Raw genomic sequence first — 24,162 nt, 5'->3', positions numbered from 1 at the left:
TTGCGCGCGATGGGTAAGCGGTTGAAGCTATCAAATTGCTAGTAAGGCAGCTGCCGCAAGCGCTTGGCGCTGATGACACGTGTGTTCACGCCCATCCAGCCCAGGCCCCCAAACAGCCGCGCGTGTTCGATCTTCACGCAGCGGTTCTGGATCACCTGCAGCCCGGCGGCCTCGGCGCGTTGCCCGGCCACTTCGTTGAACACGCCCAGCTGCAGCCACAGGCATTGGGCGCCGATGGCGATGGCCTCGTCGGCCAGCGGGGGGATGTCCTCGCTCTTGCGAAAGCAGTCCACCATGTCAATCGTCTGCCCCTGCGCCGCCAGCACGGCGGCCGCCTCGGTCACGCTGGCGTAGGCCGTCTCGCCCAAAATCTGCCCGCCCTCGCGCGCCACCAGCGGGTTGACCGGCACGATGCGGTAGCCATGCGCCTGCATGTACTTGGCGGCAAAGTAGCTGGGGCGGTGCCATTGGGGCGAAAGGCCCACCACGGCGATGGTGCGGCAGGCGGTGAGCAGGTGGCGCAGGGTGCTGATGGTGTCGGGGGTGTGGAGCATGGGGGCGATGGGCTACGAGGGAAGGGTGGGGGATGGGGCTGCAGTGGTCGGCGCGTGCAAGCGCTTGTGCCGCTCCACCGAGCGTCGCCACACAACGGCGGCAATGCAGCCGACAGCGGCCAGTCCGAACAAGGCCAACCACAGGGGCAGCCAAGTAACCTGAGGGGCGGCCCAGTAGCCGGAAAAGACGGCTATACCGCTGATCAGACCCGTCAAAAAATGGGCCTTTCTGCTGTTCGGTTCGGGCTGTGCCAACGTGAAGTGACCCGGGCCACTCCCCGGGCCTTGCAGGGAGGGGCGCACGGCGATGAAGTACATCTCGACCAGCAGCAGCGGGATCAGTAACAGAAACCATTTGCCCAGTTGCTCCTTGGTCCAAAGCCGGACGTGGGGTGGGATGGTGTACGCCAGGCTCCACATCATGCCGAAGGCGATGCCCTGAAGTCCCGCAGGGAGCTGTGCTGGCTCTGTGTCGCGCTTCCACTGCAATGCCTCTTCGCAGAGTGGGCAGGTTGTTAACTCACGCTGGGGGGTGTACCAGCGGGCGTTGCGGGGCAAAAGGGTGGTGGTCCAGTCATCGAAGAGCCCGTGGCATGCGGGGCAACGGTAGCGCCCCCCGCCGATGGGGGTGGACAGCTCCTGGTCGCAGGCCGTGCAGATGGCGGTCGGGTTGGCGAGCAGACGTCCACATTGTTCGCAGTGCATGCCCGCATCTTAGTGGTGCCCGCCAATGCACAACAGTGCCGCCGCGCACTGCATGGAGTGTGGGCGGCGGCGCAATCCCAGGCTCAGGACTTGTACTTGATACTGCACCCGTACGGCGCCGTCGTCGCCGCCGAAATCGGCTTGCCTGCGAGTGCCTCCGCCAGCCCCACCTTCACATAGTTGGTAGCTTTCTCGATGTCTGCCGGGCGGGCCGAGGGGATGCTGTCGATGCCGCCTGCGTATACCAGCATGCCCTGTGGGTTGACGATGTACATGTGGGGCGTGGTGCGGGCGCCGTAGCTCTTGCCCACGGTGCCTTCCTCGTCCATCAGCACGGCGGTGGGTGCGGATTTGCGCTCCTGCTTCCAGGCCATGAGCTTGGCGGGCTCCAGGTAGTCGCTGCTGGCTTTTTCGGTGGAGTTGATGGACAGCCACACCACACCTTTGCCGGTGGCGTCCTTCTGCGTGGCGGGCATGTTGCCGCTGTCGTAGTGTTTGCGCACAAAGGGGCAGCCGGGGTTGGTCCATTCCAGCACCACGTGCTTGCCCTTGAAGTCCGACAGGCGCACGGTTTTGCCCGACGTGTCCTTGAGCGTGAAGTCGGGCGCGGGCTGGCCCACGGTGGCGGCGGCCTGGGCGCCCAGGGCGACCAGGGCAGCGGTGGCGATCAACGTACGGCGAAGCAGCTTCATGGCGGGGTCTCCTGAAGGGTTGGCGGGTGGTCGAAAGCAGGGAGGGCTACAGCTGGGCGATGGTGGCGCGCACCTCGTCCACGCTGAGCACTTCGGTCAGCACCACCGGCGGTTTGCCGGGGCGGTAGAACACGTACACGGGCACGCCACTGCGGCCCAGTGACGCCAGGGCGGCGGTGATGGCGGGGTCGCGGCGCGTCCAGTCGGCGCGCAGCAGGGCGACGTTCTTGGTTTGCAGGTCGGCCAGCACATCGGCATGGGCCAGCGTGGTTTTCTTGTTGTACTGGCAGGTCACACACCAGGCGGCGGTGAAGTCCACAAACACGGGGCGGCCCCCTGCCACGATCTGCTCGGCCGCGCCGGGTGCCCAGGGCTGCCAGCCGGTGGCCGAGGCCTGCGTGGAGGGCGTGGCGGCCTGTGCGGTGGGAATGTGGGTGATGTGCGGCGCGAAGGCCCAGACCAGCAAGGCCATGGCCGCGATGGACACCGTGGCCATCCACACCCGCGCGCGGCCTGCCAGCGACAGGGCCCACACCACCAGCGACAGGCCCACCAGCAGGATCAGCAGCGCCCCCGCACCGTCGATGCCACTTTGCTGACCCAGCACCCACACCAGCCAGACCACGGTGGCCAGCATGGGGAAGGCCATCAGCTTGCGGAAGGTGTCCATCCAAGCGCCCGGGCGGGGCAGGGCGCGCGCCACGGCGGGCACAAAGCTGGCCGCCAGAAACGGCAGCGCCAGCCCCAGCCCCAGCGCCGCAAACACGGCCAGCGCCTGGGGCGCAGGCAGCGTGGCCGTGAGGCCCAGGGATGCGCCCATGAACGGCGCCGTGCAGGGTGATGCCACGGCCACGGCCAGCACGCCGGTGAGGAAGCTGTCGGCCACCGGGTGGCGCGCCTGCAGGCTGGCCACGGAGGACGGCAGGAAATGCCCGAACTCGAACACGCCCGCGAGGTTCAGCGCGATCAGCGTGAACAGCGCCGCCAGCGATGCCACCACGGCGGGGGACTGCAGCTGAAAGCCCCAGCCCACTGCCTCGCCCGCCGCGCGCAGGCCCAGCATGAGCGCGCCGAGCAGCATGAACGACAGCACCACGCCCGCCGTGTAGGCGATGCCGCTCACCCGGTGTGCACGCCGGTCTTGCGCATGCTGGGTAAAGCCCACCACCTTGATCGCCAGCACCGGGAACACGCAGGGCATGAGGTTGAGGATGAGGCCCCCGAGCAAGGCGCCCAGCAGCGCGGCGGTGAGGGTGAGGGCGGAGGCACCCGAACCCGCAGCCGGTGTTGCCGCGCCGCCTGCCTGCGCAGCATTGGCCTTGAGTGCGGCCTCCAGCGCGGGCGATACCGCCGTCATCGACGCAACCGGCGGCCAGGTGCCCAGCACCTTCAGCTCGGAGCGGTAGCCGTTGCGGGTGTCGGGGCCGGTGGCATGTGCGGGCGACTGCTCGGCCAGCACCACGGGCATCAGGCTGGGGCTGGCGCTGCGCTGGGCTGACAAGGGAATCTGCGCGGTCCACACGCTGCCGTTCCAGCTCTGCTTCCAGCTGGCGGCGTTGTCGATGACTTCGGCGGTCTCGGGGAACAGGTCCAGCGTCTTGCCACGCAGCGCCACGGGCAGGCCCTGCACGCTGACGTTCAAGGTGTTGCCCTCGGCGGCGAGCTGCGCCTGGCTGTCAGGCACGATGCCGGTGGTGCCCGCCAGCACCGGCCGGGGGTGGGCTTGGGCGGCGGCCTCGAATGCGGCGCCGCTCAGTGCCGTGGTGCTCTGGATGGGCAGCTGCAGCGTGAACTCGCCCTCTTCCGGGATGCATTCCTTGCGGCACACCAGCCACGAGGCGCGCAGCTGGATGGTGGCGTCCTTGACCAGCGGGCCGGGCGCAAAGCTGCTGGCCACGGTGACGGGCACGGGCAGCAGCACCGTGCCCTCGTAGCCATAGTTGGCCAGCGTGCCGATGGGGATCTTCTTGGGCAGGGGCCAGGCGATCTCGCCCGCGTCCAGCCCGGCGGGCAAGGTCCAGGCCAGGTCGGTGGGCAGGCCCGAGTCGCCGGGGTTTTTCCAGTAGGTGTGCCACTCGGGCTGGTGGGTGATCTGCAGGCCCAGCCACAGCGGCTGGCCGGGCGCCACGCCCTGGGGCGCATGGGCCAGCAGCTCGGCACGCACATAAGGCGTGGTGACCACGCTGGTGCCCTGGCCGCTGGTTTTGGGGCTAAATTGGGCGTTTGCGCCCGTCCATAAAGCGCTTGCAGCTATCAAAAACAGAGTAACTGCGAGGCGGTAAAGCGGGCGTGAAGGCATGGTGCAGTGTGGGAGCGGGCAGGGCGGGTTTGGTTCCAGCGCCCCTGTGCTCTGCCTGCGGGGCGATCGGACTGGCGGGAGGGGGATTCCCCGGAACCTTCTGCCAGCCAGGCGCCTATTGTGTCGCCAGGCTCAAATCCGCACGGGGGGTCCACTTTTCGGGCTGTTTGCCAGCCTTGGGGGCCGCTACAAACAACCGCTCTACTGGCAGCTTCTGCGCCACCAGATAGGCGCGGATCGCCTGGCCGCGCTGCGTGGCCAGTTCGGCGGCCATGGCCTCGGTGGCGGCCTGGTTGGCCAGCAGCAGGGCTTCCATCTCGGGCACGGTGAGCTCTTTGGCCAGGCCGACCAGGTTGCGCGGCTTGGGCATGTCGGCGCGGCGGTACACCTCCTTGAGCAGGGCGGGGTATTCGGCGGCCGACACGGGGGCGGTGTCGCCCGGGTTGGCACGGCGTTTTTCGGCCAGCACCCGCTGCTGCAGGCTTTCGCGCTGCAGGCCTTCGCGCTCGTCTTGCAGGCTGGCGGTGCCGGTCACGGTGATCTTGAGCGTGGGGCGGTCGGCCAGGGCCTTGGCCACCTTGTCCAGGTTTTGCTGCGCCTCGGGCGTGAGGGTGGCGCTGCCGGGGGCAAAGGGCACATGGCTCATCTCGTCGCCGCCGCCAAAGGCGCTGGCCAGCAGGCTGAAGGGCGAGGTCAGCGCCTTGCCGATGAGGTTGACGATGATCTTGAAGATCACGGGGCCGATGCGGAACTGCGGGTCGTTGAGCGAGCCGCTGATGGGCAGGTCCAGGTCGATCACGCCCTGGCGGTCGGCCAGCAGGGCCACGGCCAGCTTCACGGGCAGGCTGTTGGGGGCGCCCTCCACGGGCTCGCCAAAGGTCAGCTGGTGCAGCACCAGGCGGTTGCTGGCCGTGAGCTGGCCACTGGGCAGCACCTTGTAGTTCACGTCCACGCTGAGCTTGCCGCGCTCGATGCCGTGGCCCGCGTACTTCACCGCGTAGGGCGTGAGCGGGGGCAGCTCCAGGTCGCGCACCTTGCCGGTGATGTCGGCCGCCAGCGGCTGGGCCAGGGGGTTGAGCTTGCCGGTGATTTCGAGTGAGGCCGAGCCTTCGGCGCGACCGCGCAGCTCCAGGTCGGCCAGCACAGGGTCGCCTCCGGGCGCCTGCGACGAAAACGCGCTGAGCTTGCCGGTCAGCTCGGAGAGGTTGGCCGCGTAGTTGGGCTTGATGAAAAAGTCCGAGAACGCCACCCGGCCATTGACCAGGCTCACGGGGCCGAACTGCACCACCGGCGCGAGCGGGTTGGCCTGGGCGATGGCGGCGGAGGCCGGGGCAGAGGCGGCTGGCGCTGCGGCGGCCGTTGCTGCCGCCTGCGTAGAGGCAGAAGCGGCGCTGGGGCTGGAATTGGCCGAAGCGCTGGCCGCATTGGCCGCGCGCGCTTCCTCGGGCGTCTTGGCGATATCGCTCAGGTTGATGCGGCCCACCTCGTTCACGGTGACGCGCGCAAAAAAGTCCACCAGGCTGGTTTCCTTCACCTCCACGCGCGGCGCGGTGCCGGGGGCGGTGGCCACGGAGAGGCCGCGCAGGTTCAGGCTCTTCCAGGCCAGCAGTTCCTCGCCCACCTGGGCCTCGGTCTTGGGGGTGAAGGCGGCTGTGCTGTTGGCCTGCAGGTCTTCGACCACCGCATCGCCCGCCAGGCGCAGGCTGACGCCCTTGTCGGACTGCGCCAGCGCCACCTGGCCCCGGTAGCCCACGTTGGCGCGCAGCAGCTCCACCGACAGCTGGCTGGCCAGGTAGCCGTCCAGCGCGTGCAGCGGCAGGCGCGTAGCCTCCAGCTGGCCCTGGGCCGCCAGGGGCTGCAGGGCCAGCGTGCCCTGGTAGTCGATCTTGCCGGGCGTGGCCTTGTTGTTGCCTTTGCCGGGCGCGGCGGCACGGGCCGTGAGCGTCAAGGCCTCGGGTTTGCTGCCGTCGCTGGCCAGGTTGCGGGCGGTGATGCCGAGGGCGGTCACATCCAGCGCCACAGGGCGCGGCTGGGCGTTGTCGGCCAGCGAGACGGTGCCGCCCTGCAGCGAGAAATCGGCCACGCGCAGCTTCCAGGGTGTGCTGGTGCTGGCAGGGGCTGCGTCCGCTGTTGCCCCCGTTGCCGTTGTGCCGCCTTGCGCAGCGGGGGGCGCCTTCAGCCAGCGTTCAAACATCCAGCGCCCGTCCGCGCCGCGCTCCACCGCCAGTTGCGGCTGGCTGATGGCCAGGCGTTCCAGCGTGGCGCTGCGTGCGTCCAGGGGTACTTCAGCGCCCGCAATCTCCAGCTTGCCCAGGCTGGCCAAGGTGGTCTTGCCCTGCTTGACGGCCAGTTGCTCCAGCGCCAGGGGGCCTGCCTTGACCGTGACGCCCGTGGCGCCGGCCTGCGCGGCGGCTGCTGTGGGGGCTTGCCACAGCACCCCCACATCGCCGCTGAGCTGACCGGTCACTGTCGGCTCCAACGCCTGGGCCAGGTAGGGGGCGGCCAGTTGCAGTGCCAGCGCGTTCAGGGTGGTGTTGACCTGGGCCTTCTGGTCGGTGGCTTCGCCGGTGAAGCTGAGTGTGCTGCCCTGCAGTTGGAGCCCGCCTTTGAAGGTGACGGGCTTGGCGTTCTCTTGAGCGAAAGGCAGGGCGAGGTCGGCGGCGTCCAGCGTGAGCTCGGTGGCCTGCAGGGCGGCTGCGGGGCGCGTGGTGGCGTCGGCCCAGCGCAGGGTGCCGCCGCGCACGGCGGCGGTGGCCAGTTCGAACGTCCAGGCGGGGGTGACTGCCTTGGCTTTGGCTTTGCCCGTGGAGGCGGAGGACGCTGGGGCGGAGGCTGTGCTGGCGCCAACCACAGGCGACGAAGCAGGTTCAGCAACAGATGCGGGCGCTGCAGGCGCAGTGGCTTTGCCCTTGGCAGGCGTTGAAGGCTGCGCTGGCGGTGCCAGTTGCGCCAGGTTGATCTGCCCGGCCGCATCGCGCGTGGCGGTGACCACGGGTGCGGTCAGCTCCACATGCTGCAGGCGCACGATCTGCTCCAGCGGGCGCACATCGGCCATGTCGATCTTCAGGCGCTCGTAGCTCAGCAGGTCGGCGCCCTGGCGGTCGGCAATGCGCACGCCGCTGGCCTGCACGGTGCCGGTCAGCTTCACGGCCATGCGCGGGTGCTGTTCAAAGGCCACTTTCACATCCGCGTCCAGCGTGGCACCCAACACCTTCACGGGCAGGTTGGCGGGCAGATAGCCCAGGTAGGGCGCGAGGTTCAGGCCGTCCAGCCGGATCTGCGCGTCGGCCTGACCGGTTTGCGCAAACGGGGTGCCCTGGGCGGACGAGTCAAACCGGCTGCCGTCCAGCGCGAACGCCAGGTGGGGCTCTACCTTTACCTCGCGCTGTGAGGGCAGGGTGCTGATGAAGGGCACCTTGAGGGTCAGGTCGCGCACCGCGTGGGTGGCGCCCACGGTGCTGTCGATGAAGTCGATGCTGCCGCCCGTGAGCGCCAGGTTGTACAGCGCCAGGCGCGCGGGGCCGGTGTCGGGCTCGCCCGTGGGCGCCGTGACCTTGGCAATGATGTCATCCACGTCATAACGGCCGTCGCCCTGGTGCGTGATGCGCAGCACGGGGTTTTCGATGGTGAAGGCGTCCACCACGGGCGCCAGGCGCAGCAGCGATTGCAGCTCGCCGTCGGCATAGATACGTCCAATGGTCAGCTGCGGGGGCGCACCGTTGGCACCCGCCACGGCCACGTCGCGCAGGGCAAATTCCAGGCTCCAGGGCTGGAAGTCAATGCCCCCCACCGTCACGGCGCGGCCCAGCTGCTCGGAGGCAATGCGCTCCAGCGGGCCCTTGAGCAGCGGCGGGACGGCCAGCCAGGTGAGCAGCCACAGGCCGATCAGGCCCGCCAGGGCGCGGACAGCGGGGCGAAACCAGCGGTGCTGGCGCAGGGAGGCAAAGGAGACGGAGCGCAGGGAGGTCGGCATGGCGGCGGGCAAAAGTGGGCGCCGCGGCCCCAGGAGGACTGGTGAAAAACCAGAGGGGTCGCGCGCGAGCCACTATTGTCCCCGTTGTGCGTCAACCGGGGTAAGCCATTGCAACAGGCGGGGGGCCATGGTTCAAGATTGTTGACAGTGGGGCGGGCAGCCTTTGGCTGCGCTCACTGGGCGAAGCCCAGCACCACCCGGCGGGTGGTGGTTGATGCCAAGGCTTTTGGTGCGCACTCACTTGCGTTGCACGCAAATGAGTGCACCCCAAAGAAAAGCGCTTTTCGCTTTGCTCACTGGGCGAAGCCCAGCACCACCCGGCGGGTGGTGGCGCTTTTCTTTTCGATTTTGGTCACGACCACGGTGCCGATCTCGGCCGTGTTGGCCACATGCGTGCCACCACAGGGCTGGAGGTCGATCAGCGGTGCGTTGTTCTCGCCCCCAATGCGGATGGTGCGGATGCGCCCCGTACCACGCGGGGGCTGCACGCTCATGCTCTTGACCAGGGCGGGGTTGGCGTCCAGCTCTTCGTCGCTGATCGAGGCCACGGTGAGTGGATGCGCGGCGGCCACCAGGGTGGCGATGGCGGCGGTGAGCTGCTCCTTGTCCAGCGGGTCGGTCATCGCAAAATCGAGCCGCGCGTAGTCGGGTGTGATCGAGCAGCCATTGACCAACTGCGGCACCACATGGCACAGCAGGTGCGAGGTGGTGTGCAGGCGCATCATGCGGTGGCGGCGCTCCCAGTCGATGCGGGCCGTGACGGCGGTGCCTGGTCCCTGTTGGGCCAGCTGCGCCACGCGCTCTTCCTGCCCGGGGGCGGGGATGTGGACGATGTCGCTGGTGGGGTTGCCGTCGGCGTCCTTGCCCTTGCGGGTGTCAGCGATGGCGATCTCGGTGCCGTCTGCCAGCACCAGCACGCCGCTGTCACCCGCCTGGCCGCCGCCCAGGGGGTAGAACACGGTCTGGTCCAGCACGATGCCGGCATCGGTGACGGCGGTGATGTGGGCGCTGCATTCGCGCAGGTAGGCGTCTTGGCGGAAGAGGTCGTGGGTCATGCGGTGATGGTAGCGGGATGGGCGGCGGCATGCGGCGGGACCGCTGGCGATATGCTGGGCCGCGCGGCCTGTTGCCGTGCCACATCGGTGTTGTCGTTCATGAACCTGCCTGCGCGCCCACAACCCTCTGCCCCTTCCTCATCTGTGCAGCCCGCTTCCCGCTCATTGGTCTGGTGCTCCCGTGCGCTGAATGTTTTGCTGCTGGGCCTGTGTGCGCTGCTGGTGGCGCTGTCGTACTACAGCTTCACGCTGTATTGCGAGAACTTCGGCTGCCTGGGCCGGGGCTTGATGTGGATGCTGTGGGCCGTGTTGGCCACCGTGGGCTGGGTGGTGGCGTGGGTGGTGCGTGCGTGGCAGCGGCGCCGTGGCCTGGGCACCCGGGCCAGCGGGCTGGCGTTCACACTGGTCTCGGCGATGGGGGTGGGGCACTTGCTGTACTGGCTGGGCACCACGGTGCTGCGGTAGCGCAAGTCACCACCGCGCGAGCGCCTGGGCGGGCACCGCCGCTGCGACTACCATCTCGCCATGACCGTTGCCGCCGCCCCCCAACCCGACCGCCCCACCTTGCCATCGCGCTTCTGGGCCGACCTCTCCACCCGCGACTTTGCTGCGCTGCAAAGCGCGGGCCAGGCCGACCAGGTGGTGGCCGTGCTGCCCGTGGCGGCCGTCGAGCAGCATGGCCCGCACCTGCCGTTGTCGGTGGATGCGACGCTGTTGCAGGGCGTGATCGACGCCGCGCTGCCGCAGCTGCCCGCCGATTTGCCTGTGTTGTTCCTGCCCCCGCAGAACGTGGGTCTGAGCCCGGAGCACATCCGTTTCCCCGGCACGCTCACGCTGTCGCCCGCCACGGTGATCGCGTTGTGGACCGAGATCGGCGAATCTGTGGCCCGTGCGGGCGTCAAGAAGCTGCTGCTGTTCAACGGCCACGGCGGCCAGGTGAGCGTGATGGACATCGTGGCGCGGGAGCTGCGCACGCGCTGCGACCTCATCGTCTACAGCGCCAGCTGGTTCAGCCTGCCGCTGCCCGAGTCGGTGGCCGGGCAGTTCAGCGCGCAGGAGCACCGTTTTGGCATCCACGCGGGCGAGATCGAGACATCCATGATGCTGCACCTCGCGCCCGCCACGGTGCACATGGCGCATGCGCAGAACTTCCGCTCCACCTCGCAGGACCGCGCCGAGCGTTACGCCATCCTGGGCAACGGCAAAACCGCCAAGCTGGGCTGGCAGATGCAGGACTACCACTCGGCTGGTGCGGTGGGCGATGCCGCCGCCGCCACGGCCGAGAAAGGGCAGGCGGTGGTGCAGGCCGCAGCGCAGCAATTGGTGGCGCTGCTGCAGGAGCTGCAGGCGTTGCCGCTCAGTACCTTGCGCGAGCATCCGCTGCGCTGAGCCGTTCGACCCTGGCGGCGGTGCCGGTGGCCACAGTCCTGTCAGTGGCTGTCAGCCGCTGTCAGTCGTAGTAGAAGCTCCACCGGACTCGGCGGATCGTTCCGGTGGGGACGTGCACCAGAAACTGCACGCAATTTTCCTTCTCGCAGTACGACAGCCCCTGGACCCCGTCCGGCCCCGGGCCCTCCATCGTGGGTGCGCCCAAAAGCTGGCGCACTCTGGCTGCGGCCGTGCCCACGCGCAAATCATGGGGCACGGGCCACGAGGCTTGGGTGACCTCCAGCCCCACCACCTGCCGGTTGCGCAGCGACATGGACAGGCCCGGGTACTCCACCGCCTGCAGGGTGATCTTGCCGCTGCCATCGGAGCGCTCCATCGTCTGGGGCCTGGATGCCTTGGCAACGCGCCCGGCCGGGCACTGCTGCGGGGCGGGGCGGGCGCCGACGCAGCCCGCCAGCACCGCGTCCATGCCTTTCCAAAGGAGGTTCTGCGCAGCCTTGGACGGAGGCTCGTCCTGCGCGAATGCAGGGATGGGCATCCAGAGGACTGCCAGCAGGGCGAGAACGGGTGGGGTGGTGAAGCGCATGGGGCGGCAACGGGCGGCTCAAAACACCAACCATAGCGCATGGTGGGGCCATGCCACCGCCGCCACGGCATCGGCGGCCGCCCGTTCGGGCGGTGGCTGCACAGTGAATGGCTAGTTTGCTATAAAAAACATAGCTATAAAGGCTTATCCATAGAGCGGTAACGGCCTGAAAAGCTCAAAATTTCAGGCGTGTGTCACCCACCCCGCGTGCTCCACCTCGTTCAGGTGCGGCAGCGTGTTGAAGGTCTGCAGCATCAGCCGTTTGGGTGCAATGGAGAACTCGGTCACCGCGCTGTTGCGGATGCGCATGTTCAGCGCAATCGTCACCTCGGGTGCGGTGCCCAGCACCTCGCCCACGGCGGTGGAGATGGGGCCGCCGCTGCTCACCAGCAACACGTTCTGGCCCGCGTGGTGGTGGCGCACATGGTCGAGCGCGCTGCACACACCGGCGGAAAAATCGTTCCAGCTGGGCATGCCCTGGGGGCTGATGACACCGGCCATCCACTGCGCCAGCGCGTCGCACAGGATGCGGAAATGCTGGCGGTACAGCTCGGGCGTGTCGGCCTTGCCCAGCGGCGCAGGGTGGATGGCCGCGATGAGCGCGTGGCTGTCGTACTCGTTGAGGCCGGGCAGGCGCAGCGCCTCGGGGACGGCGCCCAGGCCTTCCACAATGCCGTCCAGTGTCTGCACGTGGCGTTGCAGCGTGCCGGTGATCACGGCGTCAAAGCGCTGGCCGCGTTCGCGCCAGAACTGGCCCAGCCGCACCGCCTGCTGGTGGCCGACGGGGCTGAGCTGGTCGTAGTTTTCTGCGCCAAACGAGGCCTGGCCATGGCGCACGAGGTAGAGGGTTCCCATGCGCCGGATTGTGATGAACCCGGCGCAGCGCGCTTGTCGCTAGTGCGACCGGCGCTATCAATTTGAGAGTTGGCGATGCTGCGCTGCAGCAGTTGGGCGCAGCAGCGGCAGGCGGATTTTCGACTCAGGGCAGCGTTGTCAGCCACGCCGACAGTCCGTGCAGCACCAGCAGCCCCACCATCAGCCAGGCCAGCAGCAGACACAGGGCGCCGAACCCGATCACGATGGCACGCCCCTGCCAGCCGCCATGTTTCCACCAGTGGCCCAGCAGTCCAGCGCTCCAGGGGCGGTTGTGCATTTGCATCTGGGGCAGGCGGTGGATGAAGTCGCGGCGCAGCAGCGCTTCGTCAAACAGGGCTTCGCCGTTAAGGCGCAGTGGCACGACGCCCAGGCCAATCAGCAGCTGCTGGCGCGTGCAGGTAACCTGGTGCGCTGGGGCCTGGTAGCGCTTGTTGCCCACCCGGGCCTGCACCTGCTGGCCGTCGGTGCCGATGCGGATGTTTTCCAGCGCCTTCAGCCTGCGCCACAGAACCAGGGGCAGGATCATCGGCACCAGGGCCAGCACCACCAGGCCATACGGCAGCCACACCGGGCAGGCGGTGCCCGGAGCGCAGTCGTGCTGGTAGAACATGGGCCATATCCAGTACAGCAGGGCGCCCATGACCAAAAGTGCGAGGGCGCTGGTGGCCACCAACAGGCGCCGCCGCGTGCGGGTGCTGCCGGGCAGCGCCTTGACCATGGTCACCCGGCCGGGTGGGATGGGGAGGGCTGCGTCTGCGAAAGCGGCGGCAGCAGCATCCTTGGCGGCAGTGGCGGCAGTGGCGGTGGTCGCAGGCGCAGGGGCCGTCTCGTCCTGCGGGCTGTCCTCGGGGTCGGCCCGCCATGCGGTGCCGCGCAGCTGCCGCAGCTCGCCCGCCTTCCAGGCCAGCCACAGGGCCACCAGCATCAGCACGGCCACGCTGCCCAGCAGCAGCGTGGGCATGCGCCGCGACCACTGGGCTTGGTTGCGCGCCGCCGTCAGCTCGGCCTGGAAGGTGGCGTCACCAAACGGCCCCAGCACGCGGCCATGCAGGTCCAGCCTGCGCACCAGGAAGTTGCTCATGTCGGTGAGTAGCATGTGCTGCTGGAACAGCGCAATCGCGTTCGGGTCCTGCTTGGGGGCCAGGGGGATCACCCGCTCGGGCTGGAGCTGCGGGCTCATCATGAGCAGGTCGGCGTTCTGCATGTCGAGGCTGGCCACCAGCACCCACAGCTGCCCGCGCGGGTCTTGTGCCATGGCAAATGGGAACGCGCGCCCGGGCCGCAGGTCGGGGTGGGCGATGGGGTGCTGCTGCCGCACGGTCTTGCCGTCCGGGCCGGTGCGCAGCTGCACGATCTGGTGGCGGTTGGTGTTGGCCACCCATAGGGCGTCGCCCACCTGCAGGGTCTGGTTGGGGAAGCGCATGCCCTGCGCCTCGGTGCGCGCCAGCGTGTAGCGCGCGGTGATGGGGTCGCGCCGGTACACCAGCACGCGGTGCTCGGAGGCGTCGGAGACGGTGATTTCCGACTCGTCCGCGCTCACCCGCACCCAGCGGTAGCCCCTGCGGGTGTCCAGCCCCTCAAGCTCTACCGGCAGACACTGGCGCTGCTGCAGGTCGCAGCGGACCACGCGGCTTTCGTCGTGCACCCAGGCCACCTGCTCCTGCGTGAACTGCAGGCTGGTGGGGCTGTCGGAAATCTTCAGCGCGCCCAGGGGGATCTGCTGCAGCCGCTGGCCTGCGGCGTCGAACTGGTGGAAGGCACCGTGGCTTTCGAGCCAGAGCGTCTCGCCCTGCACGGCGGGCAGGCGGGGCCCGAAGGGGCCGGGGGCAGACAGCCCCCGGTAGACGAACGTGAGAATCAGCAGGCACTGCAACGCGATGACTGCGCGCAGGCCCCAGCGGTAGCCGGACGGTGCTTGGCTTGCCATGGACACTCCCTCAGTTTTTTTGTGATGTCACGGCCGCCGTGGCGGCGGCCGTGCGAGGGGCATTGTCCAGCAGACTGTCAGTGCATGGCGAGAGTGTTTGCAAACATGGGCGCATCGACGTTGCCACCTGTCAACGCCAAGCCCACGTTCTGGCCCTTCAGGGCATCGCGCTCCTGCAGCGCCGCCGCCAGGGCTGCTGCGCCCGCGCCTTCGGCCACGTTGTGCGTGTCGGTGAACAGGGCGCGCATGGCGGTGGCCACCTCGGCGTCGCTCACCTGCACGATGTGGTCGATGTGCGGTGCCATCACGGCCAGCGCCTCGGCGTCGGCCACGCGGCAGGCCATGCCGTCGGCGAGCTGGGTGGTGACGGGCGCCTCCACCACATGTCCAGCGGCCAGCGAATCGGCATAGGTGGTGGCGTGGCTGCTGACCACACCGACCACGCGCACGGGGTGTTGCAGCGCCAGTTTGGCGGCGATGGCCGAGCACGCGCCCGAGCCCTGGCCGATGGGCACGTACACCACATCGAGCTGCGGCACGGCGCGCAAAAATTCCCACCAGTAGGTCGCCACGCCGCGCAGCAGGTCGGGGTGGAAGCTGGGCACCATGTGGGCGCCGCGCTGGGCGGACAGGCCGATCGCATGCTCGCGGGCTTCCTGAAAGTCATCGCCGTGTTCGATGAGCGTGACGCCTAAAGCGCGCATGGCCGCGTTCTTCTCCAGCGAGTTGCCACGCGGCACGACGATGGTGCAGGCCACGCCGTGGCGGCGCGCGGCCCAGCCCATGCTCTGGCCGTGGTTGCCGCGTGTGGCGCTGATGACTTCCTTGGGCAGGGCACCGCGCTGGGCGAGCTGGTCGAAGTAGGTCAGGCCGCCGCGAATCTTGAACGCGCCCACGGGCGTGTGGTTCTCGTGCTTGAGCCAGCAGTCGGCGCCCAGCCGCTGGCTGAGCAGCGCCCAGCGGTACTGGGGCGTGGCGGCGAAGTCGCGGTACACCACCTGGGCGGCGGCTTCGATGTCGGCCAGGGTGGGCAGCAGGGTGGTGGGGTCGAGGCGGGTGTTCATGCGGTGGCTTTCTTTTCGGTGAGGAGTCTGAGTGCGAGCAGGCCCAGGACGGTGCCCATGAAGTAGCGCTGGGCGCGCATCCATGCAGCGTTGCGGTTGAGGAACAGGGCCACACGGGCGGCACCCAGCACCAGCAGGGCGTTCACGGCGGCGCTGGTGCTGATCTGCACCGCGCCCAGCGTCAGGCTTTGTTGCAGCAGCTGGCCGCGTTCGGGGTTCAGGAACTGCGGAAAGAACGACAGGTAGAACATGGCCACCTTGGGATTCAGGAGGTTGGTCATGAAGCCCATGAGGAACAGCGTGCGCGGGCTGTCGTGCGGCAGGTTGCGCGCCTCGAACGGCGCAGCGCCGCCCGGCTTGACGGCCTGCCAGGCCATCCACAGCAGGTAGGCGGCACCGGCGTAGCGGATGGCGTCAAACGCCAGCGGCACGGCGGCGAGCAGCGCGGTGAGGCCCAGCGCCGCCGCCAGCAGGTGCACGACAAAACCCAGCACCACGCCTGAAAGCGAAATCAGTCCGGCGCGTGGTCCCTGGGTGAGGCTGCGCGAGACGCAGTACACCATGTTGGGCCCGGGGGTGAGCACCAGCACCAGGGCTGCGATGGCAAAGAGGGCCAGTTCTTGCGGTGAAAACAGCATGGTGTTTACTCCGGGGTGCGTGACGACAGGGCGACAGGGCCGCGGGGGGTGATGAGCTGTGCGGTGAGGTTGGGGGCGTCGCCCGCCGCAATGGCCACCTTGTCCGCAACGCCGATGGCCTCGCAGACCGTTAGCAACGTGGCGGCCTGGGGGTGCTGCAGCGCGAGCCGCTGCAACTGCACGCCGCTGGCGGGCAGGCTGTCGCAGGGGTGCACGGCGCCCCACTGGATGAGGGTGGGCAGGCAGCCATCCATCAGGCGCAGGCCGTCGCTGCGCACCGTAATCTGCCACTGCAGCAGGCCATTCGGTGTGGGGCGGCTGGCGGTGATCACTGCGCCGCGTTCTACGTCCAGCGCCGCCAGGGCGGCGCAGCGCCCGGCCACGTCGGGCACGCCGGCCACCCAGTGGATAAGCTGGGGTCCGTGCTGCGCCACTTGCTGCTGCAGGGCGGCATCATCCATGTCAAACCAGCGCCTTGCGCCTGCTGGTATTGTGGAGATTGCTATTGAATTAATAGCGATTATCTCCAGATAGGCGCGCGGGTGCGCAGGGCCGGAGATGTTGAAGATGCGGTTGTGTGTGCCCATCAGCGGGTGTTCGCCGCCTGCGGTGGGGGTCACGCCCAGCGTGCGTTCGCACCAGGCCACGCCGCTGGCCAGGTCGGCCGCCAGCACCACCAGGTGGTCCACGCAGGGCGCGTGGGGGGCGGTGGTCACAGCAGTACCTCGCCCGCCATGCAGGTGACCGAGCTGCCGCCGACCCAGATGGTGTCGCCGTCCTGCTCCACCAACACGCGCCCCGCGCGGCCCAGGCAGGTGCCTTGGGCGGCCACGTAATGCGCGGGGGCCAGCCCGGCGCCAATGAGCCACTGGGCCAGCGCGGCGTTCAGGCTACCGGTCACGGGGTCTTCGGCCAGGCCGTTGTTGCCCGGGAAAAATGCGCGGACTTCAAACGCGATGCCTTCAGCGTCGGTGCCGCCGATGACCCCGACCTTGCCGCGCGGCCCGACCACACCCACGTCCAACTGGCCGAGGATGCTGGCGTCGGGCTTGAGTGCCAGCACCTGCTCGCTGCTCGCCAGCATCACGCCGCGCCAGTTGGGGCCGTTGTCGCACCAGGCGTGGTGCAGGATGTCGCTGCGCGCCACGCCCAGGCCCCTGGCGATCAGCACGACGTCCTCTTCAGCGAGGGGGCCGCTTTTGATCAGGGGTGGTGCGGCAAAGGCCAGGCGCTCGCCATCCTGGCGCAGCGTGACCAGGCCCACGCCACATTCCTGCACCACCTTGCCTGCCACCTGCGGCTGGCCACCGGCCTTCAGCCATGCGTGGCAGCTGCCCAGCGTGGGATGGCCCGCAAAGGGCAGCTCGCGCCCGGGGCAGAAGATGCGCACGCGGTAGTCGGCCCCGGCGGCGCGGCCCTCGGGGGTGGGGGGGAGCAGGAAGGTGGCTTCGGACAGGTTGGTCCAGTTGGTGAACTCCTGCATGGCCTCTGTGCTGAGGCCGGAGCCGTCCAGCACCACGGCCAGCGGGTTGCCCCGGTAGGGGGTGGCGGTGAAAACATCGACTTGCTGGAAGGGGCGTTGGTGCATGGTGGTCACAGTCCTTGGGGTCAAAAAAGTGGCGAAGGTGGCGGCGGTTGGGCACGCCGGGGGTTCACCGGGGTGTGGCCCGGTGTGCAAATGGGTTGTTGTGGCCCGGCGCTCTAGCGAGGCCGAGGGGGAAATCAGCCGCTGGGGCGTGGTGCAGCGCAGCGCGGGTTCATAGCAGCACAGTGCCTTCGATGCAGGTGACGGCGCGGCCGCCCACCCACAGCTGGTGGTCGTCGTCCTGGCGGATGTGCACGCGGCCCGCGCGGCCCAGGCATTCGCCCTGGGCCACCAGATAGCTGCGGGGGGCCAGGCCGTCGGCAATCAGCCATTCGGCCAGGCTGGCGTTGAGGGTGCCCGTCACCGGGTCTTCGGGGTTGCCCATGGGCGCGGCAAACGCGCGCACCACGGCACCGGGTTGGCTGATGTTGCTGGCCGTGGGGCTGACGTGGATCACGCCCACATCCTGGCCCAGGTCCTTCAGGCGGGCATGGTCGGGGTGCAGGCCGAGCACGGTGTCGGCACTGTCCAGCAGCAGGCCCAGCCACACGGGGCCGTTGTCGAGCAGCTGTGCACCCAGAATCTGCTGCGGGCGAAGGCCCAGCGCGCTCGCGATCAGCGGCACCAGCGCCGGGCTGGGGGCGCTGCGCTTGAGCGGCGGTGCGGCAAAGGCCAGGGTGCCATCGGCGTGTGCAATGCGCACCAGGCCCAGCGCACATTCCTGGATCACCATGCCTCCTTGGCGTGGGGCGTTGCCCGCCTGCAGCCACGCGTGGCAGGTGCCCAGCGTGGGGTGGCCCGCAAAGGGCAGTTCGCCGTTGGGGCTGAAGATGCGCAGGCGGTAGTCGGCCCCGGCCGCGCGCCCGGCGTCGGTGGGCGGCATCAGAAAGGTGGTTTCCGACAGGTTGGTCCAGGCCGCAAAGCGGCGCATGTCGCTGTCGCTCAGGCCTTCGGCGTCCAGCACCACGGCCACGGGGTTGCCGTAGCCGGGGCGGTCGCTGAACACGTCGATCTGCTTGAAGGGGCGCTGGTGCATGGTGAGGCTCAGGCGAGAGGCTGGTCCAACACGCCCCGGGCGCCGGGGCGGGTGCTGACCATGTTGTACCACCGCTCCAGGTGCGGCCGTGCGGGGCGCGCCTGGGGCAGGCCCCACCAGCGGTGGATTTCGCAGCCCACCGGGATGTCGGCCATGGTGAAGCGCTCGCCCGCCATGAAGGGCTGGCGCGCCAGGTGGGCATCCAGCATCGCCATCAGCGGCTCGGTCAGGGCGACCGAGGCGGCGATGAGCGCGTCATTGCGCTGCGCGGCAGGCGTGCGGATCCACTGCAGGAAGGCATCGCGCCCGGCGGGGTTGAGCGTGGTCTGCTGCCAGTCCATCCACTGCTCGGCGGCAAAACGCGTGGGCAGGTCTTCGGGGTACAGGTTGCCCGGCGAATGCCGGGCGCACAGGTAGCGCACGATGGGGTTGGACTCCCACAGCGTCACGCCCGTGTCCTCGTCCTCGATCAGTGGCACCTGGCCATTGGGGTTGAGGCCCAGGAAACGCGCCTCGCGCACGATGCCATACTGGCCGCCCGCGTCGGTGCGCTGCAGCGTGATGCCCAGTTCCTGCGCGGCCCACACGACCTTGCGCACATTGATGGACGACAGGCGACCCCAGAGCCTAAGCATGCCGGTCAGCCCTTGTGGCTACGGATGGCAGCGGCCAGCGCTGCAACGCCAGTGGCGATCTGCTCGGCCGTCGATGTGACGAACGACAGGCGCAGCGTGCGTGGGTCGGCGTTGTCGGCATAGAAGGCGGCGCCGGGCACGAAGGCCACGTTGCGCTCCACGGCCTGGGGCAGCAGCTCGATCGCGCTCATGCCTTCGGGCAGGCGCACCCACAGGAACATGCCGCCGTCGGGGCGGTTCCACTCGACGCCCAGGCCCGCCATTTCCTTGGTCAATGCGGCCAGCATCGCTTCGCATTGCTGCTTGTACAGTGCGCGGATGGTGGGCACATGGCGGTCCAGGAAGTTGCCCTTCATCACCTCGGCCACCAGGCGCTGGTTGTAGCCGGGCGTGTGCAGGTCGGCCGCCTGCTTTGCCTGCAGCAGCTTGGGGTACACGGCCTTGGGGGCCACCACAAAGCCCAGGCGCAGGCCGGGGGCCAGCACCTTGGAGAACGAGCCCATGTAGATGCAGCCCTCGGGGTTGCGGGCCGTGAGCGGTGCGGGCGGCGGGTTGTCAAACCACAGGTCGCCGTAGGGGTTGTCTTCCACCAGCGGCAGGTTCAGCTCGGCGGCAGCTTTGACCAGCGCGGCACGGCGGGCTTCGGTCATGGTGCGGCCCGTGGGGTTCTGGAAGTTGGGCAGCACGTACAGGAAGCGCGCCTTGTCGGCGCCCGTACCCACTTTGGCGCGCAGGTCGTCGATGAGCACACCTTCGTCGTCGCTGGCCACGGCCACCACGCTGGGCTCCATGGGGGTGAAGGCCTGCAGCGCGCCCAGGTAGGTGGGGGTTTCGACCAGTACGCGGCTGTCGGTGTCGATTAGCACCTTGGCGATCAGGTCCAGCGCCTGCTGCGAGCCGGTGGTGATCAGGATCTGGTCGGCATCCACGTCCCAGGGCAGGAAGTCGGCAATCGCCTGGCGCAGCGGGCCATAGCCTTCGCTCGCAGCGTATTGCAGGGCAGCGGGGCCGTCGTTGGCCAGCACGGCGGCCGAGGCGGCGGCAAAGGCTGACACGGGGAAGGTCTTGGGCGAAGGCAGGCCACCCGCCAGGCTGATGATGCCGGGCTTCTCTGTGACCTTGAGGATTTCGCGGATGACCGAAGGGTTCATGCGCTCGGCGCGGCGCGCCAGGGTCCAGGTGCCGGTCTGTGGAAGGTCGTTCAGTTTCACTCTCGTTCTCCTCCGGGTGGTCCCCAAAAGACCACCCACGTTACAAAATCGTCCGAAAAATGCTCAAAGCGGTGTACTTGCCCCGCCGGTACAAAAAAAGCGTCCCCCGCCTGAAAGCGATGACGGGTGTCGCCTTGCACAAACTCGCCTTGGCCGCTCTGGACGAAATACAGCTCGTCCTGCGCATGGGGCTGCTGCGGGTCCTCGCCGCGCGGCGCGTACAGCTCGGTGCGCATGCTGCCATGCGCCATCAGCGCTGCAAAGCGTTCGCCGTTCGGGCCGGGCAACTGCTGCAGTCCATGTTTCACTGAGGTGTGCATGGTGTTCCTTTAGTCCACCACAAACAGGGTCACGCCCTGGGGCGATGTGGACCGGTGGGGCTCTGCATTGTCCGCCACCTGGTAGCTCATGCCCGCAGTCAGGGTGAACTGGCGGCCGTCCTGCAGTTCGGTGTGCAGCTCGCCGCTCAGGCACAGCAGCACATGGCCTTTGACGCACCAGTGGTCCGACACATAGCCGGGTGTGTACTCGACCATGCGCACGCGCACATCGCCAAACTGCTGGGTGCGCCAGAACGCCTGGCCTGCCTGCGCGCTTTTTTCTTCGCGCGGCACGGTCGCCCAGTCGGTGGTGGCAAAGGGGATGTCGCTTATCTTCATGTGGCGGGTCTTTCTGCTGTATGGACGGGCATGCGTTTGCCTACAAACACCGTGGCAATCACGGCAACGGCAAACACCAGGGTGACGGCATCCAGGTGTTCGCCCAGCAGCGGCACGGCAAACAGCAGGCTCAGGAAGGGCTGGACCAGCTGGATCTGGCTGACCCGCACGGCGCCCAGCGCCAGGGCGCGGTACCACGCGAAGAAGCCAATCCACATCGAGAACAGGGCCACGTAGAGGAAGCCTGTCCAGCTCATCGCGCCAATGCTGGACGGCACGGCCGGGGCAAACCACCAGGCCACGGGCAGCGTGAGCGGCAGGCTACACACCAGCACCCAGCAGATGACTTGCTCTGCCCCCAGGCGGGGCGTGAGGCGGGCGCCGCCGATGTAGCCCAGGGCGCCTGTGGTCATGGCAATCAGCAGGTAGATGTTGGCCGCGCCCAGGTACAGGCCACCCGCGCGCCACACCATGAACCCCAGCACCAGCCCGCTGCCCAGCACGGCGCAGGCCCAGAAGCCTGCCGAGGGCCGCTGCCGGTACCACAGCGCGCCAAGCAGGGCGGTGGACAGCGGCAGCAGGGCGGTGACCACGGCGCCGTGGGTGCTGGGCACATGGCGCAGCGCCAGCGCCAGGAACAGCGGGAATCCGACGATCACCCCAAAGGCCGTGATGCCCAAGAGCGGCCATTCGGCCCGGGTCGGCAGGTTGAGGCGCCCCTGCACGCGCTGCCACCACAGGTAGCCGATGGACAGCAGCCCGGCCACGGCGGCGCGCCCGAAGGTGACGAACCAGGGGGACAGCTGCGGCGCGTCGGTGGAACCCACGGCCAGCCGTGTCATGGGCAGGGTGGCGGCAAACAGCGTGACGCCGACCATGCCCCAGAGCAGGGCTTCTTTTTCCTGTGAGCGGTTCATAGCGTGAGCATCCAGTAGGCGGTGAGCACCAGCACCAGGGCCAGCGCGCGGTTGAACCACAGCAGGCGAGTGCCTTGCGAGAGCCACTGGCGCAGCAGCGAGCCGACCAGCGCATAGACAAAGTTGCTGGTGAAGGCAAACACCATCATCACGCCGCAGATGATGGCCAGCCGTTCGCCCGGGTTGGCGGCGGGTTGCCCGGCGGCATTGACCACCCAGCCCGCGCTGAGCGTGAGCGCCAGCATCCAGGCCTTGATGTTCACGAACTGCAGGCCCACGCCTTGCCAGAAGGTCACGTTCAGGCGGTTGCTGTCCACTTCGGTCAGCTGCCCGGCGCGGCTGAGCTTGAACGCCAGCCAAAGCATGTAGGCCACGCCCAGCAAGGTCACGGCCCAGCGCAGCGCGGGCACGCCGGTGATGAGAGCCCCCAGGCCCAGGCCGCTGCCCAACATGAGCAGCGTCCAGCCCGCGGGCACGGCCAGGCAAAAGCGCAGCGCGCGCTTGAGGCCCAGGTTGGCCGCCAGCGCGGTGGACAAGGTAGTGTTGGGCCCTGGCGAAAAGCTCATGGCGGTGCAAAACAACAGCAGGGCAGTGAGTTCGGCGGCGCTCATGGGAAATTGCAGGGGGATCTTGTCGGTGGTGTGGGATCAATGTAATCTCGCAAACCAATACATCACCAGTACAGTCAGTCAGCGCAGTGTTGAATCTGTATTGGCTGCGAAGACAGTACACCGACCGGGGCCTTGCCATGCTGATGAAATCCTCCACCCAGTCGCTCACCGAGCAGTTGTCTGCCCGGATCTCGGAGCGCATCCGCAACCGCCTGCTGGCGCCGGGCGCGCGCCTGCCGTCGGTGCGCCAGTGTGCGCAGCAAAACGGGGTGAGCCCGTCCACCGTGGTGGCGGCCTACGACCAGCTGCTGGCGCAGGGGCTGGTGGAGGCCCGCAAGAATCGGGGCTTTTTTGTGCGCGAAAGTGGCCGTGCCGCCAGCGCAGCCGAAGACGAGGGTGCCCTCCCAGTGGACCCGGCGCTGGAGAGCGCCGCCGCCAACTGGAGCACGGCCCACTGGTTTGCCGCGCGCGCTGCAGGGCGCCGAGGGGTGTCGCCCGTCAATGCCACGGCGCTCATACGCGGCATGTTCCACAAGGTCAGCGACAAGCCCCAGCCCGGCATGGGCGTGTTTCCGCCGGACTGGCTGGAATCCACCTTCATGCCTGCAGCCGTCCGCAAGGTGACCAGCTCGCGTGCCCTGCAGGATTTTTCGCTGCAGTACGGCGAACCCCTGGGCGATGCGGGCCTGCGCCGCCTTCTGGCCAAGAAGCTGGCCACGCTGAATGTGCACACCGCGCCCGAGCACATCATCACCACCGTGGGCGCCACGCACGCGCTCGACATCGTGAGCCGAACCCTGCTGCGCCCGGGCGACCCGGTGATGGTGGAGGAGCCCGGCTGGGCCGTGGAGTTTGCGCGCCTGGCCGCTCTGGGCATGCACATCCTGCCCGTGCCGCGCCGTGCCGACGGGCCGGATCTGGAGGTGATGGCCCGGTACTGCGAGGTGCACAAGCCCAAGCTCTATGTGAGCGTGAGCGTGTTCCACAACCCCACGGGGTATTGCCTCACGCCGGGCAGCGCACACCGCATCCTGCAGCTGGCCAACCAGCACAACTTCCATGTGGTGGAGGACGACACCTACAGCCACATCGCGCCCGAGCACGCCACGCGCCTCACGGCGCTGGACGGCCTGCAGCGCACCATCTACGTGAGCGGCTTTGCCAAGATCCTCGCGCCCAACTGGCGCATCGGCTACCTGGCCGCGCCGCCCACGCTGGTGGAGCAGCTGCTGGACACCAAGCTGCTGGCCACGCTCACCACCCCCGCGCTGCTGGAGAAGGCCCTGGCCCTGTGCATTGAGCAGGGCCAGCTGCGCCGCCATTCCGAGCGCATCCGCACCCGGCTGGATGCGGCGCGTGCGCGCAGCGTGAAGCTGGCGCTGGGTGCGGGCTGCAGCTTCGCCGCTGAGCCCGTGGGCCTGTTCGGCTGGGTGGAGACGGGGGTGGACACTGATGCACTGTCACAGCGCATGCTGGACGAAGGCTACCTGCTCGCGCCCGGCGCCTTGTTCCATGCCGAGCGCAAGCCCAGCACGCTGATGCGCATCAACTTTGCGACCACGCAGGACGCGGCGTTCTGGCGCATCTTTGAGCGCGTGCGGGCTGAGCAGGAGCGGTGACTAGTCCACTGAATCATTGAAATTGGCGGTATCGGCGCTGCGGATCGTCGTGCTTCCACTTGATGGGCTTGGGGTCTTTGTTGTAGTGGCGGATATAGCGCATGAGCTTCTTGTCCAAGTCTTTTACCGAG

The 24,162-nt window shown here is 68.4% G+C and carries 23 protein-coding genes and 1 pseudogene; 3 read left to right on the top strand and 21 right to left on the bottom strand.

Annotated features, from left to right (window positions below; genetic code table 11):
* Positions 1 to 38: 38 nt before the first annotated feature.
* The 6 genes from ACYZGB_RS08070 to ACYZGB_RS08045 form a co-directional block, all read right to left on the bottom strand.
* Positions 39 to 554, bottom strand: coding sequence for a CoA-binding protein (locus ACYZGB_RS08070; protein ID WP_462387737.1), 516 nt, complete (start codon positions 552 to 554; stop codon positions 39 to 41).
* Positions 555 to 566: 12 nt separating this feature from the next.
* Positions 567 to 1,259, bottom strand: a complete 693-nt coding sequence (locus tag ACYZGB_RS08065) for a hypothetical protein (RefSeq protein WP_462387736.1) — start codon at positions 1,257 to 1,259, stop codon at positions 567 to 569.
* Positions 1,260 to 1,342: 83 nt separating this feature from the next.
* The gene (locus ACYZGB_RS08060) at positions 1,343 to 1,951 is read right to left on the bottom strand and encodes a thioredoxin family protein (RefSeq protein ID WP_462387734.1); all 609 of its coding nucleotides are present in this window, start codon (positions 1,949 to 1,951) and stop codon (positions 1,343 to 1,345) included.
* A 46-nt stretch (positions 1,952 to 1,997) separates the two neighbouring features.
* Positions 1,998 to 4,250, bottom strand: a complete 2,253-nt coding sequence (locus tag ACYZGB_RS08055; RefSeq protein WP_462387733.1) for a protein-disulfide reductase DsbD family protein — start codon at positions 4,248 to 4,250, stop codon at positions 1,998 to 2,000.
* A 115-nt stretch (positions 4,251 to 4,365) separates the two neighbouring features.
* A complete protein-coding gene (locus tag ACYZGB_RS08050) occupies positions 4,366 to 8,223 on the bottom strand; it encodes a DUF748 domain-containing protein (RefSeq protein WP_462387732.1) in 3,858 nt (1,285 codons plus the stop codon).
* Between the two features lie 293 nt (positions 8,224 to 8,516).
* Positions 8,517 to 9,278, bottom strand: a complete 762-nt coding sequence (locus ACYZGB_RS08045; protein WP_462387731.1) for an alanyl-tRNA editing protein — start codon at positions 9,276 to 9,278, stop codon at positions 8,517 to 8,519.
* 144 nt (positions 9,279 to 9,422) lie between these two features.
* Here ACYZGB_RS08045 and ACYZGB_RS08040 point away from each other — a divergent pair, with 144 nt between their 5' ends.
* Both ACYZGB_RS08040 and ACYZGB_RS08035 read left to right on the top strand, forming a co-directional pair.
* Positions 9,423 to 9,743, top strand: coding sequence for a hypothetical protein (locus ACYZGB_RS08040; protein ID WP_462387730.1), 321 nt, complete (start codon positions 9,423 to 9,425; stop codon positions 9,741 to 9,743).
* 60 nt (positions 9,744 to 9,803) lie between these two features.
* Complete coding sequence (locus ACYZGB_RS08035; protein ID WP_462387728.1) at positions 9,804 to 10,667, top strand: creatininase family protein; 864 nt, start codon at positions 9,804 to 9,806, stop codon at positions 10,665 to 10,667.
* Positions 10,668 to 10,728: 61 nt separating this feature from the next.
* On the opposite strand, the gene ACYZGB_RS08030 is transcribed toward ACYZGB_RS08035, so the two are convergent.
* From ACYZGB_RS08030 to ACYZGB_RS07965, 14 genes are all read right to left on the bottom strand, one after another.
* Positions 10,729 to 11,253, bottom strand: coding sequence for a hypothetical protein (locus ACYZGB_RS08030; RefSeq protein WP_462387727.1), 525 nt, complete (start codon positions 11,251 to 11,253; stop codon positions 10,729 to 10,731).
* 183 nt (positions 11,254 to 11,436) lie between these two features.
* A complete protein-coding gene (locus ACYZGB_RS08025) occupies positions 11,437 to 12,108 on the bottom strand; it encodes a histidine phosphatase family protein (RefSeq protein WP_462387726.1) in 672 nt (223 codons plus the stop codon).
* A 124-nt stretch (positions 12,109 to 12,232) separates the two neighbouring features.
* A complete protein-coding gene (locus ACYZGB_RS08020) occupies positions 12,233 to 14,056 on the bottom strand; it encodes a hypothetical protein (protein WP_462387725.1) in 1,824 nt (607 codons plus the stop codon).
* A gap of 77 nt (positions 14,057 to 14,133) precedes the next feature.
* Entirely contained in the window at positions 14,134 to 15,120 is a 987-nt protein-coding gene (locus ACYZGB_RS08015; RefSeq protein ID WP_462387724.1) for a threonine dehydratase, read from the bottom strand.
* On the bottom strand, positions 15,117 to 15,758 hold the full coding sequence (locus tag ACYZGB_RS08010; RefSeq protein WP_462387723.1) for a LysE family translocator: 642 nt from the start codon (positions 15,756 to 15,758) through the stop codon (positions 15,117 to 15,119). The genes ACYZGB_RS08015 and ACYZGB_RS08010 overlap by 4 nt, the downstream gene beginning before the upstream one ends.
* A gap of 5 nt (positions 15,759 to 15,763) precedes the next feature.
* On the bottom strand, positions 15,764 to 16,474 hold the full coding sequence (locus ACYZGB_RS08005) for a VOC family protein (RefSeq protein WP_462387722.1): 711 nt from the start codon (positions 16,472 to 16,474) through the stop codon (positions 15,764 to 15,766).
* Positions 16,471 to 17,346 carry a PhzF family phenazine biosynthesis protein gene (locus ACYZGB_RS08000; RefSeq protein WP_462387720.1) on the bottom strand — a complete coding sequence of 292 codons (876 nt, stop codon included), beginning with the start codon at positions 17,344 to 17,346 and terminating at the stop codon, positions 16,471 to 16,473. Before ACYZGB_RS08000 ends, ACYZGB_RS08005 begins: the two co-directional genes overlap by 4 nt.
* Before the next feature lie 169 nt (positions 17,347 to 17,515).
* Positions 17,516 to 18,379, bottom strand: a complete 864-nt coding sequence (locus ACYZGB_RS07995) for a PhzF family phenazine biosynthesis protein (RefSeq protein ID WP_462387719.1) — start codon at positions 18,377 to 18,379, stop codon at positions 17,516 to 17,518.
* Positions 18,380 to 18,387: 8 nt separating this feature from the next.
* Positions 18,388 to 19,014: a glutathione S-transferase N-terminal domain-containing protein gene (locus tag ACYZGB_RS07990; protein WP_462387718.1), complete on the bottom strand. Its 627-nt coding sequence runs from the start codon at positions 19,012 to 19,014 to the stop codon at positions 18,388 to 18,390.
* 5 nt (positions 19,015 to 19,019) lie between these two features.
* Complete coding sequence (locus ACYZGB_RS07985; protein WP_462387717.1) at positions 19,020 to 20,225, bottom strand: aminotransferase-like domain-containing protein; 1,206 nt, start codon at positions 20,223 to 20,225, stop codon at positions 19,020 to 19,022.
* Positions 20,222 to 20,545, bottom strand: a complete 324-nt coding sequence (locus ACYZGB_RS07980) for a cupin domain-containing protein (RefSeq protein ID WP_462387716.1) — start codon at positions 20,543 to 20,545, stop codon at positions 20,222 to 20,224. Before ACYZGB_RS07980 ends, ACYZGB_RS07985 begins: the two co-directional genes overlap by 4 nt.
* A 9-nt stretch (positions 20,546 to 20,554) precedes the next feature.
* On the bottom strand, positions 20,555 to 20,884 hold the full coding sequence (locus ACYZGB_RS07975; protein WP_462387715.1) for a DHCW motif cupin fold protein: 330 nt from the start codon (positions 20,882 to 20,884) through the stop codon (positions 20,555 to 20,557).
* On the bottom strand, positions 20,881 to 21,801 hold the full coding sequence (locus ACYZGB_RS07970) for a DMT family transporter (protein WP_462387714.1): 921 nt from the start codon (positions 21,799 to 21,801) through the stop codon (positions 20,881 to 20,883). Before ACYZGB_RS07970 ends, ACYZGB_RS07975 begins: the two co-directional genes overlap by 4 nt.
* Complete coding sequence (locus ACYZGB_RS07965) at positions 21,798 to 22,412, bottom strand: LysE family translocator (RefSeq protein WP_462387713.1); 615 nt, start codon at positions 22,410 to 22,412, stop codon at positions 21,798 to 21,800. Before ACYZGB_RS07965 ends, ACYZGB_RS07970 begins: the two co-directional genes overlap by 4 nt.
* Positions 22,413 to 22,549: 137 nt before the next feature.
* Here ACYZGB_RS07965 and ACYZGB_RS07960 point away from each other — a divergent pair, with 137 nt between their 5' ends.
* Positions 22,550 to 24,031 (top strand): aminotransferase-like domain-containing protein, encoded by a 1,482-nt coding sequence (locus tag ACYZGB_RS07960; RefSeq protein WP_462387712.1) that lies wholly within the window; start codon positions 22,550 to 22,552, stop codon positions 24,029 to 24,031.
* 13 nt (positions 24,032 to 24,044) lie between these two features.
* Here ACYZGB_RS07960 and ACYZGB_RS07955 read toward each other — a convergent pair.
* Positions 24,045 to 24,162, bottom strand: a pseudogene (locus ACYZGB_RS07955) (IS630 family transposase); the annotation flags it as partial.

The organism is Acidovorax sp. Q11, assembly GCF_054950075.1.
This window is presented reverse-complemented; position numbering and strand designations above follow the sequence as displayed.

Coding starts and splice junctions, on each gene's coding strand:
- ACYZGB_RS08030 (WP_462387727.1), bottom strand. CDS start 11,253: ATGCGCTTCACCACCCCACCCGTTCTCGCCCTGCTGGCAGTCCTCTGG.
- ACYZGB_RS07970 (WP_462387714.1), bottom strand. CDS start 21,801: ATGAACCGCTCACAGGAAAAAGAAGCCCTGCTCTGGGGCATGGTCGGC.
- ACYZGB_RS08020 (WP_462387725.1), bottom strand. CDS start 14,056: ATGGCAAGCCAAGCACCGTCCGGCTACCGCTGGGGCCTGCGCGCAGTC.
- ACYZGB_RS08010 (WP_462387723.1), bottom strand. CDS start 15,758: ATGCTGTTTTCACCGCAAGAACTGGCCCTCTTTGCCATCGCAGCCCTG.
- ACYZGB_RS08000 (WP_462387720.1), bottom strand. CDS start 17,346: ATGCACCAACGCCCCTTCCAGCAAGTCGATGTTTTCACCGCCACCCCC.
- ACYZGB_RS08025 (WP_462387726.1), bottom strand. CDS start 12,108: ATGGGAACCCTCTACCTCGTGCGCCATGGCCAGGCCTCGTTTGGCGCA.
- ACYZGB_RS08065 (WP_462387736.1), bottom strand. CDS start 1,259: ATGCACTGCGAACAATGTGGACGTCTGCTCGCCAACCCGACCGCCATC.
- ACYZGB_RS08055 (WP_462387733.1), bottom strand. CDS start 4,250: ATGCCTTCACGCCCGCTTTACCGCCTCGCAGTTACTCTGTTTTTGATA.
- ACYZGB_RS07960 (WP_462387712.1), top strand. CDS start 22,550: ATGCTGATGAAATCCTCCACCCAGTCGCTCACCGAGCAGTTGTCTGCC.
- ACYZGB_RS08050 (WP_462387732.1), bottom strand. CDS start 8,223: ATGCCGACCTCCCTGCGCTCCGTCTCCTTTGCCTCCCTGCGCCAGCAC.
- ACYZGB_RS07965 (WP_462387713.1), bottom strand. CDS start 22,412: ATGAGCGCCGCCGAACTCACTGCCCTGCTGTTGTTTTGCACCGCCATG.
- ACYZGB_RS08060 (WP_462387734.1), bottom strand. CDS start 1,951: ATGAAGCTGCTTCGCCGTACGTTGATCGCCACCGCTGCCCTGGTCGCC.
- ACYZGB_RS08045 (WP_462387731.1), bottom strand. CDS start 9,278: ATGACCCACGACCTCTTCCGCCAAGACGCCTACCTGCGCGAATGCAGC.
- ACYZGB_RS08035 (WP_462387728.1), top strand. CDS start 9,804: ATGACCGTTGCCGCCGCCCCCCAACCCGACCGCCCCACCTTGCCATCG.
- ACYZGB_RS08070 (WP_462387737.1), bottom strand. CDS start 554: ATGCTCCACACCCCCGACACCATCAGCACCCTGCGCCACCTGCTCACC.
- ACYZGB_RS07975 (WP_462387715.1), bottom strand. CDS start 20,884: ATGAAGATAAGCGACATCCCCTTTGCCACCACCGACTGGGCGACCGTG.
- ACYZGB_RS07980 (WP_462387716.1), bottom strand. CDS start 20,545: ATGCACACCTCAGTGAAACATGGACTGCAGCAGTTGCCCGGCCCGAAC.
- ACYZGB_RS08015 (WP_462387724.1), bottom strand. CDS start 15,120: ATGAACACCCGCCTCGACCCCACCACCCTGCTGCCCACCCTGGCCGAC.
- ACYZGB_RS07995 (WP_462387719.1), bottom strand. CDS start 18,379: ATGCACCAGCGCCCCTTCAAGCAGATCGACGTGTTCAGCGACCGCCCC.
- ACYZGB_RS07990 (WP_462387718.1), bottom strand. CDS start 19,014: ATGCTTAGGCTCTGGGGTCGCCTGTCGTCCATCAATGTGCGCAAGGTC.